This window comes from Polaribacter gangjinensis (genome assembly GCF_038024125.1).
GTDB lineage: Bacteria > Bacteroidota > Bacteroidia > Flavobacteriales > Flavobacteriaceae > Polaribacter > Polaribacter gangjinensis.
The window spans coordinates 581,755-601,902 of the sequence record NZ_CP150662.1; the positions used below are offsets into that span (position 1 = coordinate 581,755).

16 protein-coding genes are annotated in these 20,148 nt (G+C 32.0%); 5 read left to right on the top strand and 11 right to left on the bottom strand.

Features of this window, described 5'->3' with window-relative positions:
- Nucleotides 1–3 precede the first annotated feature (3 nt).
- Nucleotides 4–1,245, top strand: a complete 1,242-nt coding sequence (gene pepT / locus WHA43_RS02585; RefSeq protein ID WP_105045598.1) for a peptidase T — start codon at nucleotides 4–6, stop codon at nucleotides 1,243–1,245.
- 146 nt (nucleotides 1,246–1,391) lie between these two features.
- Here the strand turns inward: pepT and WHA43_RS02590 are convergent, their stop codons facing one another.
- Nucleotides 1,392–1,931 (bottom strand): 1-acyl-sn-glycerol-3-phosphate acyltransferase, encoded by a 540-nt coding sequence (locus WHA43_RS02590; protein WP_105045599.1) that lies wholly within the window; start codon nucleotides 1,929–1,931, stop codon nucleotides 1,392–1,394.
- Between the two features lie 41 nt (nucleotides 1,932–1,972).
- Between WHA43_RS02590 and rmuC the strand changes: the two genes are divergently transcribed.
- Nucleotides 1,973–3,316 carry a DNA recombination protein RmuC gene (rmuC, locus tag WHA43_RS02595; protein ID WP_317197466.1) on the top strand — a complete coding sequence of 448 codons (1,344 nt, stop codon included), beginning with the start codon at nucleotides 1,973–1,975 and terminating at the stop codon, nucleotides 3,314–3,316.
- 104 nt (nucleotides 3,317–3,420) lie between these two features.
- Here the strand turns inward: rmuC and glyA are convergent, their stop codons facing one another.
- The gene (glyA, locus tag WHA43_RS02600) at nucleotides 3,421–4,695 is read right to left on the bottom strand and encodes a serine hydroxymethyltransferase (protein ID WP_105045601.1); all 1,275 of its coding nucleotides are present in this window, start codon (nucleotides 4,693–4,695) and stop codon (nucleotides 3,421–3,423) included.
- A 197-nt stretch (nucleotides 4,696–4,892) separates the two neighbouring features.
- Here glyA and fahA point away from each other — a divergent pair, with 197 nt between their 5' ends.
- A complete protein-coding gene (gene fahA / locus WHA43_RS02605) occupies nucleotides 4,893–6,170 on the top strand; it encodes a fumarylacetoacetase (RefSeq protein ID WP_105047261.1) in 1,278 nt (425 codons plus the stop codon).
- A 137-nt stretch (nucleotides 6,171–6,307) separates the two neighbouring features.
- Here fahA and WHA43_RS02610 read toward each other — a convergent pair whose 3' ends face one another.
- The 8 genes from WHA43_RS02610 to ytxJ all read right to left on the bottom strand — a co-directional run bounded on the left by WHA43_RS02610 (nucleotide 6,308) and on the right by ytxJ (nucleotide 15,515).
- Complete coding sequence (locus tag WHA43_RS02610) at nucleotides 6,308–7,708, bottom strand: DUF4403 family protein (protein ID WP_105045602.1); 1,401 nt, start codon at nucleotides 7,706–7,708, stop codon at nucleotides 6,308–6,310.
- A gap of 181 nt (nucleotides 7,709–7,889) precedes the next feature.
- Nucleotides 7,890–8,180, bottom strand: coding sequence for a hypothetical protein (locus WHA43_RS02615; RefSeq protein WP_105045603.1), 291 nt, complete (start codon nucleotides 8,178–8,180; stop codon nucleotides 7,890–7,892).
- Between the two features lie 77 nt (nucleotides 8,181–8,257).
- Complete coding sequence (locus WHA43_RS02620; RefSeq protein ID WP_105045604.1) at nucleotides 8,258–9,226, bottom strand: deoxyhypusine synthase family protein; 969 nt, start codon at nucleotides 9,224–9,226, stop codon at nucleotides 8,258–8,260.
- 15 nt (nucleotides 9,227–9,241) lie between these two features.
- Nucleotides 9,242–10,768, bottom strand: coding sequence for a carbon-nitrogen hydrolase family protein (locus tag WHA43_RS02625; RefSeq protein ID WP_105045605.1), 1,527 nt, complete (start codon nucleotides 10,766–10,768; stop codon nucleotides 9,242–9,244).
- A 9-nt stretch (nucleotides 10,769–10,777) separates the two neighbouring features.
- A complete protein-coding gene (speB, locus tag WHA43_RS02630) occupies nucleotides 10,778–11,713 on the bottom strand; it encodes an agmatinase (RefSeq protein WP_105045606.1) in 936 nt (311 codons plus the stop codon).
- Nucleotides 11,714–11,761: 48 nt separating this feature from the next.
- Entirely contained in the window at nucleotides 11,762–13,153 is a 1,392-nt protein-coding gene (locus WHA43_RS02635) for an arginine decarboxylase (protein ID WP_105045607.1), read from the bottom strand.
- A 362-nt stretch (nucleotides 13,154–13,515) separates the two neighbouring features.
- Nucleotides 13,516–15,063: a DEAD/DEAH box helicase gene (locus WHA43_RS02640; protein WP_105045608.1), complete on the bottom strand. Its 1,548-nt coding sequence runs from the start codon at nucleotides 15,061–15,063 to the stop codon at nucleotides 13,516–13,518.
- A 59-nt stretch (nucleotides 15,064–15,122) separates the two neighbouring features.
- Complete coding sequence (gene ytxJ / locus WHA43_RS02645; RefSeq protein ID WP_340828420.1) at nucleotides 15,123–15,515, bottom strand: bacillithiol system redox-active protein YtxJ; 393 nt, start codon at nucleotides 15,513–15,515, stop codon at nucleotides 15,123–15,125.
- A 145-nt stretch (nucleotides 15,516–15,660) separates the two neighbouring features.
- On the opposite strand from ytxJ, the gene clpB reads away from it, so the two are divergent.
- Entirely contained in the window at nucleotides 15,661–18,267 is a 2,607-nt protein-coding gene (gene clpB / locus WHA43_RS02650) for an ATP-dependent chaperone ClpB (protein ID WP_105045610.1), read from the top strand.
- Nucleotides 18,268–18,345: 78 nt separating this feature from the next.
- Entirely contained in the window at nucleotides 18,346–18,834 is a 489-nt protein-coding gene (locus WHA43_RS02655) for a SixA phosphatase family protein (RefSeq protein WP_105045611.1), read from the top strand.
- A gap of 125 nt (nucleotides 18,835–18,959) precedes the next feature.
- Here WHA43_RS02655 and WHA43_RS02660 read toward each other — a convergent pair whose 3' ends face one another.
- Nucleotides 18,960–19,967 carry an HNH endonuclease gene (locus WHA43_RS02660; protein WP_211290300.1) on the bottom strand — a complete coding sequence of 336 codons (1,008 nt, stop codon included), beginning with the start codon at nucleotides 19,965–19,967 and terminating at the stop codon, nucleotides 18,960–18,962.
- Between the last annotated feature and the right edge of the window lie 181 nt (nucleotides 19,968–20,148).

The following is a 20,148-nucleotide window of genomic DNA, read 5'->3' on the forward strand; positions in this document are numbered from 1 at the left end:
AAAATGATTGATAAACAACATCTTATTAACCGATTTTTATCTTATGTGGTCATAGACACCACTTCAGATCCTGAAAATTCAGCATTTCCTAGTACTGAAAAGCAATGGGTTTTGGCAAAAATGCTCGAAAAAGAACTTATTAAAATCGGAATGCAAGAAGTGGAATTGGATGAAAACTGCTATCTCATGGCAACTTTGCCTAGCAATATTTCAGAAAATGTTCCAATAATTGGTTTTATTTCTCATATAGATACGAGTCCTGATTTTTCTGGAACAAACGTGAATCCACAAATTATTGAGAATTATCAGGGAAATGACATCATTATCAATGAAGCTGAAAACATCATTTTATCTCCTAATTATTTCGAAGATTTACAAGAATATATTGGACAAACAATCATCACAACTGATGGTACTACCTTATTAGGTGCAGATGATAAAGCAGGTATTACAGAGATTGTAACAGCCATGGAATATTTGATGCAACATCCTGAAATCAAACACGGAAAAATCAGAATTTGTTTTACTCCTGATGAAGAAGTTGGTAAAGGAGCTCATTTATTTGATGTTGAAAAATTCGGAGCAGATTGGGCGTATACTATGGATGGAAGTCAAATTGGGGAATTGGAATATGAAAATTTCAACGCAGCTAGTGCAGTTGTAACCATCAAAGGAAAAATGGTGCATCCTGGCTATGCAAAAGGGAAAATGATCAATTCTTTATTGTTAGCTACCGATTTTATAAATGCATTACCAACACTTGAAATTCCCGGAAAAACAGAGGGTTATGAAGGTTTTTTTCATTTGCATGATGTAACTGGTTCAGTTGAAGAAACGAAATTAGAATTTATCATTAGAGATCACGATTTTGATCAATTTGAAGAACGAAAATATTTGTTGCAAAAAATTGCTTTTGATATGAATGAACAATTTCAAAATACGGTGGTTTTGGTCGATATCAAAAATCAGTATTTCAATATGAAAAAGATGATTACTCCAGTAATGCACATTGTTGATATTGCTGAAGAAGTAATGATTGACCTTGGAATTCAGCCAATTATCAAGCCAATTAGAGGAGGAACAGATGGTTCACAATTGTCTTTTAAAGGATTGCCTTGCCCCAATATTTTTGCAGGAGGTCATAATTTTCATGGTCGCTATGAATATGTGCCTGTAGAATCGATGATCAAAGCAACAGAAGTTATCATTGGAATTGCCCAAAAAGTAGCTGAAAAATATGGATAAAAAAATCTCCAGAAAGAACTTCTGGAGATGGAAAAGTAGTAACTACTTAAAGTTTATACTATATATCTAAAATAGACCCCCTAATTTCTATTTTAAAAAGTAAAACTCTGCAATTTTAGTGAATATTTATCTAAAAAAAAAATATGTCATGAAAGTTCAGGGTTTTTCCCCTTTACATCTCGGTAAAAACCCTTAAAAACTTCAAAATCTTTTTCCATATTATCAGTGGTATAGTAAGGTTCAGAAATTTTTATACGCTTATTTTCAAAATCTAACGTTGCCATAACAATAGGTACTTTTGCTCCTTTTGCAATGTAATAAAAACCTGTTTTCCATTCTGTTACTTTTTTTCTAGTTCCTTCTGGAGACAATCCCAATCTGAATTCTTCTTTTGAATTAAAAATATCAACAATGGCATCAACCAATTTATTATTTTTTGAGCGATCAACAGGAGTGCCTCCTAATGCTCTAAAAATAAATCCAAAAGGTCCTTTAAAAAGAGAATCTTTACCAATATAATTTATCATAATTCCCGAGCTCATCCTAGCTAAAATTGCAATAGGAAAGTCAACCCAGCTTGTGTGAGGTGCAGCAATTACAACATATTTTTTTAAATGAGTTGGAAAATTGGTATCCATTTTCCAACCTAAAATGTTAAAAAAGATAAAACCTGCAAATCGTTTCATGATGTCTGATAAAAGTGATAAATTTATGAACTTAAATTGACATGATGAACGCATTTTTTACTTATACTCTTACAGCCCTGATTTTTGGTGTAATAGGTTTTTTTATCGGAAAATTAATAGGAAAACTTCATTTCGAAACTTCTAAAACGTTACTAGAAAAAGAGAAATCCTCTTTAGAAGAACGCATCATTTCAGAACAAAAAAATGCAAATGCAAAAGAGCAAGAGAAAAACGTTTTGGCAGATGCGTATAAAAAATTACAAGAAGAAAAGGAATTTTTACTGACTGTAAAAACTCGTCAGGAATCAGATTTGGATAATTTACAAACTAAACTCAATGAGCAAAAAGTTGAAATAGAAAAGCTTCAGGAAAAATTCACCAAAGAATTTGAAAACTTAGCCAACAAAATATTGGATGAAAAATCCAGCAAATTCACACTTCAAAATAAAGAAAACTTAGAAACTATTTTACATCCTTTGCAAGAAAAAATCAAAGGCTTTGAAGATAAAGTAGAAAAAACACACAAAGAAAGTATTGATTATCATGCAGCTTTGCGTCAACAAATCGTAGGTTTGAAAGAATTGAATCAGCAAATGAGTAAAGAAACATTGAATTTGACAAAAGCCCTAAAAGGCGATAGTAAAGTTCAAGGTGATTGGGGTGAAACTCAATTGGAAATTTTGTTAGAAAAAGCAAACCTTACCAAAGACATTCACTTTACCACACAAGGAGGATATAGAGATGAAGATGGGAAATTAAAAAAGCCCGATTTTATCATCAATTTGCCCAATGAACGACATTTAATTATAGACTCTAAAGTGTCATTAACAGCTTACGAAAGGTATTATAGTGCTGAAAACGAAGAGGATAAATCACTATATTTAAAAAATCATGTAGAAAGTATTCGCAAACATTTTAAAGATTTGAGCGAAAAGAAATACGAAAAATTATATGACATCAATTCACCAGATTATGTGTTGATGTTTGTTCCGATTGAACCTGCTTATTTATTGGCTTTAAGTAAAAGTGATAGTTTGTATTTAGAGGCATTAGATAAAAATATTGTCTTGGTTTCAACTTCTACTTTATTAGCTACTTTGAGTACGATTTCTTCTATGTGGAGACAAGAAAACCAAAAACGAAATGTCATTGAAATTGCCAGACAAGCTGGTGCTTTGTATGATCAATTTGTAAACTTAACCGAAGATTTGATTAAAGTTGGTAATCAATTAAAAACAGTTCAAGGAACTTACGATGTTTCTATGAAAAAACTTACAGGAAGAGGTAACTTAATTAGTAAAGTGGAGAATATCAAACAATTAGGCGCAACTGCTTCAAAAAGTTTGCCTCAAAATTTATTAGACAGAGCTTTAGAAAATCAATAATAAAAAATTAAAATCCTGCTAGGTTTTCAATACCTTTTTGGATTCTTTTCGTATAAAAAAAGGCATCAAAAATTTGATGCCTTTTTAATTTTATGTTGTAAAAATTACATTACAAATAATCTTCGTGCACTCATCATATCAGAAACACGTTCTCCAATATCATGCAATGCAGCCTCATTATCAGCATTTTGAATTGATTCGTCAATAAAATCAACAATTTTTACCATGTCATCTTCTTTCAACCCACGAGTGGTAACAGCAGGAGTACCAACACGAATTCCTGAAGTAATAAAAGGACTCTTATCATCAAAAGGAACCATATTTTTATTTACGGTAATATCTGCCTTACCAAGAGCAATTTCTGCATCTTTTCCTGAAATATTTTTGTTGTGCAAATCAATCAACATACAGTGGTTGTCTGTTCCTCCAGAAATTAAATGATAGCCTCTTGAAACAAATTCTGCTGCCATTTTAGCCGCATTTTTCTTCACTTGAATCTGATATTCTAAAAATTCATCTGTCAAAGCCTCCCCAAAAGCCACTGCTTTTGCAGCTATTACATGCTCTAAAGGTCCTCCTTGATTTCCTGGGAAAACAGCCGAATTTAACAAGGTTGATATTTTTTTAGGTGTTCCGTTTTTCAATAAATCACCAAAGGTATTTTCAAAATCTTCACCAACCATTATCATTCCTCCTCTTGGACCTCTCAATGTTTTGTGCGTTGTTGTTGTAACAATATGGCAATGCGGAATTGGATCATTCAAAATTCCCTTTGCAATCAATCCTGCAGGATGTGAAATATCTGCCATCAAAATAGCACCAACACTGTCTGCAATTTCCCTAAAACGTTTAAAATCCATGTCTCTTGAATATGCAGAGGCACCAGCTATGATTAATTTTGGTTTTTCGATTGCTGCGATTTCTTGAATTTTATCATAATTCAAAACTCCTGTTTCTCTCTCAACACCATAAAAAGATGGTTTGTATAATTTTCCAGAAAAGTTTACAGGCGAACCGTGTGTTAAATGTCCTCCATGAGACAAATCAAATCCTAAAATTTTATCACCAGGATTTAAACAAGCTGCAAAAACAGCCGTATTTGCTTGCGATCCAGAGTGTGGCTGTACATTTACATACGAAGCTCCAAATAATTCTTTGGCTCTGTCAATAGCAATTTGTTCTACAATATCCACAATTTCACAACCTCCATAATATCTTTTTTCAGGATATCCTTCAGCATATTTATTGGTCAATACAGACCCTTGAGCTCTCATTACTTGGTCGCTTACAAAATTTTCAGAAGCGATTAATTCTAATCCATGTAGTTGTCTTTCATTTTCTTGCTCTATAAGGTCGAAAATTTGATGATCTAATTGCATTTGTTTGTTTTTAAAAAGAAGTTACAAAAATAAGAAAAAGGAATTCGTTGAGAAATATGTTTTATGGATGTTTTTAACATTTTATCAATAATTATTTGAATCCAACTAAAGTCTTGTTAAATTTAAATTTTTCATGATTTTTTTGTTTTAAAATGTCAAAAAATTATGTAGGTTTGAAAAAATATTATTTCAATAAAATGATTATAACCGCAAATAACCCCAATAGAAAATCTTGGTTGAAAGTTGAACCAGATTCTGATTTCCCTATTCAAAACATTCCTTTTGGTGTTTTTATCACTAGAGATGATATCATCACTATTGGAAGTAGAATTGGTGATTATGCAATTGATTTGGGGGCTTTTCATCAATTAGGCTATTTTGATGGTATTCCGTTAACAGACGATATGTTTTTACAAGATAATTTGAATGATTTTATAGCAGATGGTCGTAAAACTTGGCGTTTGGTAAGGAATAGAATTGCCGAAGTTTTTGATGTAAAAAACGGAATTTTAAGAGACAATGCTGATCATAAAGACAAAATCATCTTTAGGATGGATGAAATTGAAATGTTATTGCCAGTTGCCATTGGCGATTATACCGATTTTTATGCTAGCAAAGAACACGCAACCAATGTAGGTTCGCTGTTTAGAGATCCTGAAAATGCATTGTTGCCAAATTGGTTGCACATTCCTATTGGATATCATGGAAGAAGTTCATCAATTGTTCCTTCAGGAACTCCCATCAGAAGACCTTACGGACAAACAAAACCTGCAGAAGGTAGTAACACACCTGGATTTGGTCCTACAAAATTGTTGGATTTTGAATTGGAAATGGCGTTTATCACTACTGATGCTAATGTTTTAGGAGAACGAATTGATATTGACGAAGCAGAAGAATATATTTTTGGATTGGTGCAGTTTAATGATTGGTCTGCCAGAGATATTCAGGCTTGGGAATATGTGCCCTTAGGCCCATTTTTAGGAAAGAATTTTGCATCAACCATTTCACCTTGGATTGTAACTTTAGATGCTTTAGAGCCATTTAGAGTGGACAATCCAAAACAAGAAATTGAGCCTCTTCCCTATTTAAAACAAAAAGGTAAAGGCAGTTTTGATATTCATTTGCAAGTAGCTATTAAACCTGAAAATGGTGAAGAAACTGTTGTAAGCAACTCAAACTTCAAGTATATGTATTGGACAATGGCACAACAATTGGCACATCATACTGTAAATGGTTGTCCTGTAGAATCTGGAGATATGATGGGTTCAGGAACAATTTCAGGTCCTACAAAAGATAGTTTTGGTTCTATGCTCGAATTGACTTGGAAAGGTCAAAATCCAATTACGCTAAAAGACGGAACAACCCGAAAATTCATCAATGATCATGATACTGTAATTATGCGTGCACATTGCAAAAACAGCAAAGTTCGTATTGGTTTTGGAGAATGTTCTGGGAAAATATTGCCTGCGAAATAGGCTGTTAGTTCAACGTTTAAAATTTAATATTCTTAAAAAAACCTCACAATTGTGAGGTTTTTTGGTTTTAAAATCCTGAATTTTTTTTTGTAGGACTTAAAGTAGGTTATAATATGTTTTCAAAGTATCAACCTCAACTATTCCATCCCATCAATAAAAATCTTCATTTTTCCACTGCCTTTTATAAATGCAATGATGGCTTTGTCTGTAAGTTCAACTTTTTCAAAATAAAAATCGTCTAAACTGCCATTTATAAAAACGCCTTTCATTGGTGAAAAATTATTCAAATAAGGCAACATGCTTTTCTTAGCTTCGTCTAAATTATCTTGCACAGAATAGCGACAATTTTCTTGAATTTTCTTTAAAATAGTCCCTTGTAGCAACCAATTTGCAGTTTTTGTAAGAATACCTTTGCTGTTGAGCACATAATCTAATTGGTCAAAATAAATTTCTTTTGTAATCGTGTTGTAATTCGGAATTCCTGATAAATACAAAGTTCCATTGACACTTCCTGCCATGTTTAGAGCGAAAATCATTTTTCCGTCTTTGAGCCATAAATCAACTTTTTGGACGGTAATTTTTCTACTTCCTGAAGAGAATTCTTTTCCCTGAAAATTTTTAGTGATGATTCTTGAAGCATTTTCATAGGTAGAAATTGCTGCAATGGATGCATTTGTTTGTGTGGGTATTTTGGCAACAGGTTTGAAAGAAATTGCTGCTTTGTCAATGGATTTTTCAGGTTCTTGACCAACATGCGTTACCATGTTACATTTTAAACCTAGATCCATTACGACTTTGTTTTTTTGTAAAACAGCATCCGTTACATATACTTCAATAGGGACAATTTTAAACCAAGTTTCATATTCAGGACTGGTTTTAATTGGCAAACTCATGGTTTCTAAAACATCTAAAACATAAGGTTTAAAATTGCAAGATTGCGAAATTGCCTCATCAATTTTTTGAGCTATCGTTCCTTTAAAAATAGTCAATGTTGGGTTTATGATATAGGTAATAGGAACTTTTTTTCCTGCAACAAGTACTGATGGAGTCTCATTCCATTGGATTCCTTCGATTTTAGAATTCGTTTTCATCATCCAATTTGATAATTTTACGGAACTACTCAACGTGATTTTTCCACTAAGCAATATTTCTCTAGTATCTGTCAAACCCATAAATTCCGCTCCGTAAGTATATTTTACAGAAATTTTTAAAGGGATTACCGACTGAATTTTACCGTTTTTTTCAGTTAATTGAATGACGCCTGTTTTCCAGATTTTCATTTCGGTCTGATCATCCTTTGCATTGGTATCTTCATAAATCAACCCATTTAAAGATTTATTGAGTTGATTTTCAATTTCTTTCAACGTAATTTCCATGGGCATACTTATCGTTGAAGTAGTTGATTTATAAGCAATTGGATCGTTATTTGAGGGATATGGCTTTAAAGCTTCAATTTTATTGGTACTACCACAATTGTATAACATCAAAACCAAAAATAAGGTAATTGATGATAAAAAAAGGTTCTTTACAATCTTCATAAAACTCTCGAAATTTTTGGGCGAAAGTAGCAAAAAATAACATGAAATTTTCAGTTACTAACATGATATTTTAAAGCCTTTTGTTACAAAATTTTGTAAAACAATTAAATGTTAAACTCACAAAAAAACCTCACAAAATTGTGAGGTTTTAAATATCAGTAAAGATGCATAAAAAAAGAAATTAATCTTCTTCAGCAACATCTTCTTCATCAATGTTTACATCAAAGTCTTCATTATCATCAAATGAATCTTCATCATCAGCAAAATCTTCCATAGTTTGCTCTAATTTAGAACTGATTTTCACTAGATAAATAGTGTCCTCTGTTCTTACTTCTACAGCTTTAATGGTTTCTCCTTTTGCATTTTTAAAAGAAATGATATCGCTATAATCGTATCCATCAGGATATTTTTCGATTAGCATATTTAATATATCTTTTGTCAGTTTAGCGTAATCTACAATTACTCTTTTCATACGTTCGTTTTTACTATTACGAAATTAAAATCTTTTTTCTTTTTAAAGGTGTTTTTGATGTATTTTTTTTAAAATTTTTACATCTCTAATAAATACGCAAAAATCAAAGGTGCAACAATGGTGGCATCACTTTCAATGATGAATTTTGGCGTATCAATATCCAATTTACCCCACGTAATTTTTTCGTTAGGAACAGCTCCTGAATACGAACCATAACTGGTTGTTGAATCGGAAATTTGACAGAAATAACTCCAAAATGGCGTGTCAGTTCTTTCCATATCTTGGTAAAGCATAGGCACAACACAGATTGGAAAATCACCTGCAATACCACCTCCTATTTGAAAAAATCCGATTCCGTTTTCAGAATTTTGCGTGTACCAGTCTGCCAAAAAGGTCATGTATTCAATTCCTGATTTCATGGTACTAGCTTTGATTTCTCCTTTTAAAACATAGGATGCAAAAATATTTCCCATCGTTGAATCTTCCCAACCTGGAACTACCATTGGTAGGTTTTTCTCAGCAGCAGCATACATCCAAGAGTTTTTAATATCTATTTCATAATACTGTTCTAAAACTCCTGAAAGTAATAATTTGTACATGAATTCATGTGGAAAATAACGTTCGCCTTTGGCTTCAGCATCTTTCCAGATTTTTACGATGTGTTTTTGTAGACGTCTAAAAGCTTCTTCTTCAGGTATACAGGTATCTGTTACTCTGTTCAAGCCTTTTTCTAACAAATCCCATTCGTCTTGTGGTGTTAAATCACGGTAATTTGGTACACGTTTGTAGTGAGAATGTGCTACTAAATTCATTACATCTTCCTCTAAATTCGCTCCTGTACAAGAAATAATTTGCACTTTATCTTTTCTGATTATCTCTGCGAATATTTTTCCTAATTCAGCAGTACTCATAGCTCCTGCTAATGAAACTAGCATTTTAGAGCCATCATTCAATTGTTTTTCATATCCTTTTGCAGCATCTACTAAAGCAGCTGCATTGAAATGTAAAAAGTATTTTTCTATAAAATTGGTGATTGGTTTATTCATTTTTTTATTGGTTTGTTATTGAAGTTTTCGCACTTCAAAAATGTCTTTTCTTCTATCTTTTAAATTTCGTACGCTTCCAAATTGATTCAAATCTTTCAGTAAATCTAAATCAACATCTGCAATTAAAATCATTTCGGTATTGGTAGTTGATTCTGCTTTGATTCCGTTTGCTGGAAATGAAAAATCACAAGGCGTAAATACCATAGATTGTGCGTACTGAATATCCATATTATTTACTTTTGGTAAATTACCAACACTTCCTGCAATGGCAACATAGCACTCGTTTTCAATGGCTCTTGCTTGTGCACAATGACGCACTCTTGAGTAGCCATTTTGAGTATCTGTTAAAAAAGGAATGAATAAAATATCCATACCTTCATCTGCTAAAAGTCTACTTAATTCAGGAAATTCTGAATCATAACAAATTAAAATCCCTATTTTTCCACAATCCGTATCAAAGGTTTTTAATTCACTTCCACCTTGCATACCCCAAACTTTTGCTTCATCTGGTGTTACGTGTAATTTTTCATAACGTTCTACACTTCCATCACGCTTACACAAATAGCCAACATTGTACAATAATTCATTTTTTACTTCGGGCATACTCCCAGTAATGATATTGATGTTGTAAGAAATCGCTAATTCTGAAAACTTTTTTACAATTCCTGGTGTATGTTTTGCCAATTCTCTAATTGCTTGAGATTCTGGTAAATGATTGTTTTCTGCCATTAAAGGCGCATTGAAAAATTCAGGAAATAAGGCAAAATCACATCTGTAAGCAGAAACGGAATCTATGAAAAACTCTGCTTGCTCCATCAATCCTTCTAAACCTTTATACAAACGCATTTGCCATTGAATCAATCCCAAACGAACTACCCTTTTTTTAGTAGCCGCTTGTGTTTTTTCTTTTTCATAATATACGTTATCCCACTCTAATAAAACTGCATATTCATTAGATTCTTTATCGCCTTCTAAATATCCTTTCATCACTTTTGATGGATGAAAATCATTAGAAATCTGAAAATTTAAAACAGGATCGTGAATTTCTTTGCGCTTTACTTTTTCAATATACTCTTTTGGTGAAATTTCAGCAGAGAATTTATGGTAATTCGGAATTCTACCTCCAAAAGCAATACCTTTTAGATTCAGTTGTTCGCACAATTCTTTTCGATAATCGTACAAACGTCTTCCTAATCGTAAACCTCTGTATTCTGGTTTGATAAAAATTTCAATACCATACAATACATTTCCTTTGCTATTGTGAGTTTTAAAAGTATAATTACCCGTAATTTCTTTAAAAGTATGATGACCATCAAACTTGTCATAATCTAAAATTATAGATAGCGCACAACCTGCAATTTGATTATTTATTTTGATAACAATTTGACCTTCAGGAAATTTAGTAATCAATGATTGTATTTGAGATTCTTCCCAATAGATGTTTTGCATATTTGCATACACCTCAATCATGGCTTGTTTTAACTCCTGATAATCATTGATAGTCAGATACTTTAATTCGATATTCTCGATACTTTTAATCATTCAATGGTTTTAGAATTCCTCTTCGTCGTTTTTAAATTTAGACAGTTTACTAAAAGGATTATTATTTGGGTTTGAATCGTCTGTGTCATAAGTATCATCTTTTGATGAAAATTTATAACTTAACATTTTGTAGTACAATTTTGCGGCCAACGAATCAGACGTTTTTTGATTTGGATTTGGACAAAATTCAGCCATATCAAATCCAACTACATTTTTCTCAGCAAAAACTCTTTTTAAGAATTCTAAGGTTTCGTAATAAAACAATCCTCCTGAAACAGGATTTCCTGTAGCTGAAAATAGAGATGCATCCAATGCAGAAAAATCAAAACTGATAAAAACATTAGTGGTTAATTGATCGATAACATCATCCATCCAATATTCGTTAACAGCCATATCATGAGCAAAAAATACTTTGTCTGGATTCATGGTTCTTTTTTCAGAAATATCCATACTTCTGATACCAACTTGCACTAAATTGGTATTTTGGTTTGCTTCATACATCGCACACTTGTGGTGGTATGGAGAGCCTTCAAATTCTTTTCTTAAATTGGCATGCGCATCAAGATGCAATACAGTTAAACTTTGAAAACAATCGTTGAACGCTTTTACAGTTCCAATAGAAACGGAATGTTCGCCACCAAAAATGGTTACAAATTTGTTTCTATTGATGAATTTTTTTACGGTTTGATGCACCGCATTAACCATGGCTTGAGGTGAGGAATTCTCGGTAATTGCATCAGCTAAAAAAACGCCTTCTTTGTATACTTCAGAATCGGTTTCAATATCATACAACTCCATGTTTTCTGAGGCTTCTAAAAAAGCCTGAGGACCTTTACTTGCGCCTTTTTGCCATCTGTTTGTTCCTTCATAAGGAACAGGAATCAATACAATTTTTGAATTGCTTAATGTTGCATGATTTTCTGGAATTCCTGCGTACGTTTTCATTTTATTTTTTAATCAGTTTAATTTTTTTATGTTTCAAAAATAGTAAAATTAATATCCCAAAATAGATAAAAGCTCACTACTTTTTTGTTGTTCTTTAAATACTTTGGTAACAATATTACCTTCTGCATCTTTATCTATCAAAATCATTTTTGGATGTGGCACCAAACAGTGTTGTAAACCTCCAAATCCACCTATGGTTTCTTGGTATGCACCTGTGTTAAAAAATCCGATATATAAAGGTCTGTCTTTTTCATAAATGGGCAAATATATGGCATTGATATGTTGTTCTGAATTGTAATAGTCATCGCTATCACAAGTCAATCCACCCAATAAAACACGTTCGTATTTGTAATTCCATTTATTGATGGGCAACATGATAAAACGTTTGTTAATTGCCCAAGAATCTGGTAATGTAGTGATGAATGATGAGTTGATCATATTCCAACGTTCACGATCGTTTTGTTTTTTCTGATACAATACTTCATAAATGGCGCCACTAGCTTCACCTACAGTAAAACTACCAAATTCTGTAAAAATATGCGGCACATCAACTTCTGCATCTTTACATGATTCGTTGATTTGATATATAATTTCATCAATCATATATTGGTAATCAAATTCAAATGCCAACGAATTTTTGATTGGAAAGCCACCTCCAATATTCAAACTATCCAATGTTGGGCACACTTTTTTTAAGCTGATATAGACAGAAATACATTTCAACAACTCGTTCCAATAATACGCATTGTCTCTAATCCCTGTATTGATAAAAAAATGCAACATTTTTAATTCTACTTTTTTATCATCAGCAATTTCTCTTTCATAGAAAGAAACAATATTCTTGTATCCTATACCTAATCTTGAGGTGTAAAACTCAAATTTTGGTTCCTCTTCTGATGCGATTCTAATACCAACCTTGAATTTCTTTTTGATTTGCCCTTGCAACAACTCTAATTCTTCGTAATTATCGATAATTGGAATGCAATTATTGTGACCAGAATTGATCAAATCAGCAATATTTTCAATGTATTGATCTCTTTTAAATCCATTACAGATTACAAAATTTTTGTTGGTAATTTTACCTTCCTTTTTCAAGTTTTTAACGATATCAATGTCAAAAGCTGATGAAGTTTCAATATGAATATCATTTTTTAAAGCCTCATCTAATACGTATTTAAAGTGTGAACTTTTGGTACAATAGCTGTAAAAATACTTGCCTTTGTACTTGTGCTTTTTCATACTTTGCTTGAACCAATCTTTGGCTTTATTGATATTTTCTGAGATTTTTGGCAAATACGTAAATTTTAATGGAGAGCCATATTGCTCAATTAAATCCATTAAATTAATGTCATGCCAGAATAATTTATTGTTTTCAGTTTTAAATTCTTCTTGAGGAAAAACAAATGTTTGGTCTATTAAATCTTTATATTTTGTATTCACTTTCTGTTTTAATAAGGTATAATAAATAGTTTAAACTAAAATAATAGGCATTTTAGTATGAAAAATTTGGTATGCAAAAGTGATATTAATTACTGGATGATTTGCAGGTAAACAACGTGCAATTTAAAATATCGTTGCAATTCTTTTAGAAAATAAAATGGAGAAATCTCACTTTTTTTGTAGCATTTCCAGAATGCTGAGTGGCTTCTTTTCTCCAAAAATTGATAACGTTCGAAATCAGAAAAACAAAACATTTTACTTACATATGTATCGCAAAAATAATTGTTTTTAACATACAAAATCATAAAAGTAAAAAAAAGTGATTTTTTTTTCAACTTAGGTATTTATTTTATTTTAAACCTTTAATCTTCAGGCGGATGTCCATGAATTTGTTCGTAAATTTCATCAAAATTCGAACGCAAATGGGTATTCAATTTTTTTCGATAATCGTCTTTCAACCAAGTTACAAAATTATGTGTACTTTTTGAGATGCATTTGGCATATCTATTAATTCTGTCGTCAATTTCTTCTCCTAATTTTTTGGCTAAAATCAACGCATCAAAAACATCTTCGCTGTTTTCTACACAAATTTTTGCATGGTGCTCTATGGATTTTTCCAAAACTCGTTTAGAGGACTCTCCTGCTCTAATGGTTTCGATATACACTCTTTTAACATCAAAAAATAAGTCTTTTGAGTTGGCGAAATCTTTTTTAACATCCGCAGGCAATTCGTATCTAAAAGAGCTTTCAATTTCTTCGTCAGATAATATGGCATTCAAATAATAATCTGGCGATTTAAACATTTTTTGCCAATCTAAATCTGCTCCCCAAGGACCAAATCTGTAAAAATTATTTCCCAAATCTACGACATCAAAAGTAGTTTTATTTCCAAAAATACGTGAACCCCTTCCTATCATTTGATAGTATAAAGTGAGTGATTTCGTAGCTCTGTTTAGGATAATTGCTTCAATACTTGGCTCATCAAAACCAGTTGTTAAAATACTTACGGATGTAATAATGGCATTGGGGGTTTTGTGAAACCAACGCAAAATGAGTTCGCGTTCTTTTTTGGTATTGGTGTTGTCTAAATGAGCAATGGGATATCCTGCTTTTTTAAAGGCATGAAAAACCTGGATAGAGGTATTGATTCCGTTATTGAAAATCAGTGTTTTTTTACCTTTTACTGTTTCTTCGTAGGCAGAAACCAACTTCGAAAGCATGTCTGCATTGGTGTATAAATCTTCGGATGATTTTACGGTATAATCACCATTGGCACCTACCTCTAAAGAAGTTAAACCTACATTGTAAGAATACATATTTGCTTTAGCAAGATACTCATTATCAATCAATTGCTGAATAGATTCACCTACAAACAACTCTTGATAATTCTCATACATAGGCAATTTAATGTTTGAACTCAAAGGAGTTGCAGTAACACCAAGGATAAAACAATCATCAAAAAACTTAAAAATTTTAGTAAATGAATTGTAATGTGCCTCATCTACAATCACCAATCCAATGTTTGAAATATCGAATTTTTCATCATTCAAACGATTGTTCAAAGTTTCAACCATCGCCACAAAACAACTGTAATTGTCTTGATCGTCTAATTTTGCAGTAGAATTGATGATTTTATTGGTTACATGAAATTCATTGAGCATTTTAGAAGTTTGTTTGCTCAACTCAATTCGATGCGTTAATACCAATACTTTTTTGTTGTAACGCTCTAAATAGCGCCTAACAATTTCAGAAAAAATAACCGTTTTTCCACCTCCTGTAGGCAATTGATATAGTAAATGATAATCATCTGGGGCACCTTCAAATCGTTTAAAGATTTCTTGAAGTGCTTCTTTTTGATATCCGTATAACTCTTTACCTATTTTATTTTCTGAAACGATGTTATTTGACAAGTGCCTTTGATTTTAGGTAGCAAAAATAAGACTTTAAAAGGGTTTCATGCAAATATATGCTATAGAAATCTTGATAAATTTATTTCTAAAATGTCATAATGAGAGGCATCAAATACCGAAACTTCATTTTTAATGACCAATACTTGCGGGGATTCATGCACTACTTCAAATATCCTTGAAATTTCGTTTGAAATACTTCTATAGTTCAATAAATCTAGATAATACACCTCCATTGACTGATGTTCTTCTGTAAAGAGTTTTTCAAATCGTTTGATTACCATATTGCTAATTCCACAAGAAGTAGAATGTTTAAAAATTACAACGCTCTTATTTTTGGAACTATTTTTAATTTCTTCTAACTGATTTTCAGTTGTTAAAGGAATCCAATTTGGAGAATTTTTTGTATCTTTATGAGGCGCTGCATTGCCAAAAAGTTGATCGTATAAACTCATTTGATTGCTTTTTTTGGCAAAGATACAAAACTTTATCAAGTCAAAAAGTCAGTATAAAAGCTATTTTTTAAGACAAAATGACTGATTCTAAGTTTCTTTTTCAAGTGGTATTACAATTGATGATTTCTTACAAAAAGTAACGAAAATGAACTTTCAAAATTTTACAACAAAATCACAAGAAACCATACAAATGGCGCAACAATTAGCGCAAAGTTATGGTCATAACCAAATAGAAATAGAGCATATTTACAAGGCTTTAACGGAAGTTGATGAAAATGTGTTGCCTTTTTTATTGAAAAAATTAGACATTAATAGTAGTGTTGTCAATCAAATATTAGACAAACAATTGCAAAGCTTTTCAAAAGTTTCTGGAGCTGAAATCATGCTTTCTAGAGAAGCTTCAAAAGCTTTGAACGAAGCTGCAATCATCGCTAAGAATTTGAAAGATGAGTTTGTTTCTATCGAACATTTGATATTGGCAATTTTCAAATCGAAAAGCCAAATTGCCCAAGTGTTAAAAGACCAAGGTGTTACAGAAAAAGCCTTAACTAGTGCTATTGAAGAACTCAGAAAAGGTGAAAGAGTAACCTCACAAAGTCAAGAAGAAACGTATAATTCTTTAAACAAATACGCCAAAAATCTCAATCAATTAGCGCAAGATGGCAAACTAGACCCTGTTATTGGACGTGATGAAGAAATTAGACGTTTACTACAAATTTTATCACGAAGAACCAAAAACAACCCTATTTTAGTGGGTGAACCTGGTACTGGAAAAACAGCGATTGCTGAAGGTTTGGCGCACAGAATTGTAGATGGTGACGTGCCCGAAAACTTAAAAGACAAGCTTATTTTTTCTTTAGATATGGGTGCCTTAATTGCGGGAGCTAAATACAAAGGTGAATTTGAAGAACGTTTAAAAGCTGTCATCAAAGAAGTAACTACTTCTGAAGGTGATATTGTTTTATTTATCGATGAAATTCACACTTTGGTTGGTGCTGGAGGTGGTCAAGGTGCTATGGATGCAGCCAATATTTTAAAACCTGCGTTGGCAAGAGGCGAATTGCGTGCAATTGGTGCAACAACCTTGGATGAATATCAAAAATACTTCGAAAAAGACAAAGCGCTAGAACGCCGTTTTCAAAAAGTATTGGTGGATGAGCCTGATACCGAAAGTGCCATTTCTATTTTGCGAGGCATCAAGGAAAAATACGAAACACATCACAAAGTACGTATCAAAGACGAAGCTATTATTGCGGCTGTTGAATTGTCTCAACGCTACATCACCAACCGATTTTTACCTGACAAAGCCATTGATTTGATGGATGAAGCTGCCTCAAAATTGCGTATGGAAATCAATTCAAAACCCGAAGAGTTGGATGTGTTGGATCGTAAAATCATGCAGCTAGAAATCGAAATTGAAGCCATCAAACGTGAGAAAGATGAAGCAAAACTAAAATCGTTGCGTTCTGATTTGGCGAATTTGAAAGAAGAACGCAATGAAATCAATGCGAAATGGAAATCTGAAAAAGAGGTAGTTGACAATATCCAACTTACCAAATTAGCAATTGAGAATTTAAAAATAGAAGCTGAAAAAGCCGAACGTGAAGGCGATTACGGAAAAGTAGCCGAAATTAGATACGGAAAAATTAAAGAGGCTCAAGAGCAATTAGAAGGATTTCAAAAAACTTTATCTGAAAATCAACAAGGAAATTCGCTCATCAAAGAAGAAGTTACCTATGAAGATATTGCAGAAGTAGTTGCCAAATGGACAGGCATTCCTGTTACCAAAATGATTCAAACAGAGCGTGAAAAATTGTTGAAATTAGAACAGCAATTGCACAAAAGAGTGGTTGGTCAAGAAGAAGCCATAATTGCAGTAGCAGATGCTGTAAGACGTTCGCGTGCTGGATTGCAAAATCCCAACAAACCTATTGGAAGTTTCCTGTTTTTAGGAACTACTGGTGTGGGAAAAACCGAATTGGCAAAAGCCTTGGCTGAATATCTATTTGACGATGAAAATGCCATGACCCGAATTGACATGAGCGAATACCAAGAACGCCATGCAGTAAGCAGATTGGTAGGTGCACCTCCAGGATATGTAGGCTATGATGAAGGTGGTCAATTAACAGAGGCTGTTCGTAGAAGACCATACTCTGTAGTGTTGTTGGATGAAATTGAAAAAGCGCATCCTGATACTTTCAACATCTTATTGCAAGTGTTGGATGAAGGCAGATTGACAGATAATAAAGGACGTGTGGCTGATTTTAAAAACACGATTATCATCATGACTTCCAACATGGGAAGCCATATCATTCAAGAAAAATTCAGTGATCCAAAAGCGGATTTAGAGTCTGTAACTGAACTAGCGAAAATTGAAGTTTTAGGGTTGCTAAAACAATCTGTAAGGCCTGAATTTTTAAACAGAATTGATGATGTGATCATGTTTACACCTCTCAACAAAAAAGATATTTTTGAGATTGTTCGTTTGCAATTGGATCTCATCAAAAAGATGATTGCAAAACAAGAAATTACCTTAGATGCTACAGATGAAGCAATTGCTTATTTGGCTAAAAAAGGATATCAACCTGAGTTTGGGGCGCGTCCTGTAAAAAGAGTCATTCAAAAAGAGGTCTTGAACCAACTTTCTAAAGAAATTTTATCTGGAAAAATAACTACGGATAGCATCATTTTATTGGATGCTTTTGATGAGAAATTGGTATTTAGAAATCAATCTGATTTGGTAGAAAAGTAATTTTTAACATTATGTATTGAAAAAGCTGTCTCACAAGACAGCTTTTTTTTGTTATTTTCGTTATTCAAAATACCTTACATGAAAAAACTACTGATTTTAGCACTGATTTTTTGTTCTTTTTGTCAACAAGAAACTACCACTACTTATTATTTAATTCGTCATGCAGAAAAAGACAGAACAGATGCCACAAACTCAAATCCTGATTTGAATAATTTCGGAATTGCGCGCGCTAAAAAATGGGCATCTTATTTTAAAAACATCCCTTTAGACGCTGTCTATAGCACCAATTACAAAAGAACGCAACAAACAGCACAACCTACTGCTGATGATAAAAAACTCTCTATACAATCGTACAATCCTAGAGAATTGTATGCGCCTGATTTTCAAAAAGCCACATACGGAAAAACAGTGTTGATTGTAGGACATAGCAACACTACTCCTGCTTTTGTCAATGCTATTTTAGGAGAAAAAAAGTACGAAGATATGAGCGATGATGACAATGGTAGTTTGTATGTAGTAACCATTATTGGAAACTCAAAAGTTGCTAAAATTATTAAGGTGGAATAAGGTTTAACCTTTAGTAATAGTTATTAGTTTGGATTTGCAACCAGTTTATTAATCAATTATTTCAATTTCATTTTTATAGCAGTTGTTTAGAGTTTTGAATTCAACAAAAAAACGATATCAATAAATTATCCAATTTTATCTGATTTACTCCTATTACAGGGTTCACATAATAATTGTATATTTCTGTAGGTATTTGAACCGCCTTTTGAAAATGGTATTATGTGATCAAACTCTAATTTTTCTTTAGATCCACACTCAACGCATTTACCTTCATCTCTTCGCCATACTTTATCTTTAGTTGACTGAGAAATTCTTCTACTTTCTTTTATTTGATTCTTAATATCGTCAATTTTGTTTTCAAGTAATCCATTTCTGTAAATTGTAATTTCTTTTTGCACACCAAATATTATTGCTGGCATTTGAAGAGTAATTTGATTTTTTGAAAGATTTTCATCAAAAGTTTTTATTATGTTATCCTTCACTTCATTATGAAAAAACAAACTGTTGAGATCTTTTAGTTCAATATTTTCCTTTTCAAAATATTCATCCTTATTGAAATTATAATAATTTGTGTAACCAATTAGTTTAAAATTAAATTTAGTTGAAGTAGCTATTTTTTCTGATTTAGTTACAAAACTAATTGCTCTTATTAAAGGTTGATTATTTCTTAAAGAAGAAAAATTATAAATTAACTTATTTTTTAAATACTCTCTGATTTTTTCATTACCATTTATCAAAGCCTCTTGGACGAATTCAATGTATTTTGAAATAGAATTTATAGCAACTGTAGATTCCTCAATTAATTCTAATTTATAATTTTTTTTACATTCAGCACATTTTAAATTTAATTCACGAGAGTTTATGTCCCAAATATTATAAACATTACTATTACATTTATTACATTTCGGAGTTTGTATGGAAAGTGGGTTTATAAAATTTAAAATAAAATCATCTTGTATTTTAAATTTATCAGAATTATTTAGAACCCAATCTTCTTTTTGTTTATTATCATTCTTTTCTTTAGAACCACCAACTACTCCAATTATCACAATAAATAATAATACAGCAATAATACTTACAATAAAAAAAGTTGGAGAGGTTTGTTGTAAAATAATGTTGTCAAGTAATTTCATGGAATTTTTTCAATAGCAAAAAGTAAATTTAATAAAAATTAGAAAACACTTTACAAAAAATATCTTGGAAGCATTTAATTACTAAAATACAAATAATATAAGTAGCATAGATTGATTTAAAACTAAGAAACAAGTAATTAAAATTGGTTAATAATTGTTTATACGTTAGTGACTTTTCCAT

Excerpts from the sequence above, each read along its gene's own strand:
- pepT (WP_105045598.1), top strand. The coding sequence starts at position 4 with ATGATTGATAAACAACATCTTATTAACCGATTTTTATCTTATGTGGTC.
- WHA43_RS02590 (WP_105045599.1), bottom strand. The coding sequence starts at position 1,931 with ATGAAACGATTTGCAGGTTTTATCTTTTTTAACATTTTAGGTTGGAAA.
- rmuC (WP_317197466.1), top strand. The coding sequence starts at position 1,973 with ATGATGAACGCATTTTTTACTTATACTCTTACAGCCCTGATTTTTGGT.
- glyA (WP_105045601.1), bottom strand. The coding sequence starts at position 4,695 with ATGCAATTAGATCATCAAATTTTCGACCTTATAGAGCAAGAAAATGAA.
- fahA (WP_105047261.1), top strand. The coding sequence starts at position 4,893 with ATGATTATAACCGCAAATAACCCCAATAGAAAATCTTGGTTGAAAGTT.
- WHA43_RS02610 (WP_105045602.1), bottom strand. The coding sequence starts at position 7,708 with ATGAAGATTGTAAAGAACCTTTTTTTATCATCAATTACCTTATTTTTG.
- WHA43_RS02615 (WP_105045603.1), bottom strand. The coding sequence starts at position 8,180 with ATGAAAAGAGTAATTGTAGATTACGCTAAACTGACAAAAGATATATTA.
- WHA43_RS02620 (WP_105045604.1), bottom strand. The coding sequence starts at position 9,226 with ATGAATAAACCAATCACCAATTTTATAGAAAAATACTTTTTACATTTC.
- WHA43_RS02625 (WP_105045605.1), bottom strand. The coding sequence starts at position 10,768 with ATGATTAAAAGTATCGAGAATATCGAATTAAAGTATCTGACTATCAAT.
- speB (WP_105045606.1), bottom strand. The coding sequence starts at position 11,713 with ATGAAAACGTACGCAGGAATTCCAGAAAATCATGCAACATTAAGCAAT.
- ytxJ (WP_340828420.1), bottom strand. The coding sequence starts at position 15,515 with ATGAGTTTATACGATCAACTTTTTGGCAATGCAGCGCCTCATAAAGAT.
- clpB (WP_105045610.1), top strand. The coding sequence starts at position 15,661 with ATGAACTTTCAAAATTTTACAACAAAATCACAAGAAACCATACAAATG.
- WHA43_RS02655 (WP_105045611.1), top strand. The coding sequence starts at position 18,346 with ATGAAAAAACTACTGATTTTAGCACTGATTTTTTGTTCTTTTTGTCAA.
- WHA43_RS02660 (WP_211290300.1), bottom strand. The coding sequence starts at position 19,967 with ATGAAATTACTTGACAACATTATTTTACAACAAACCTCTCCAACTTTT.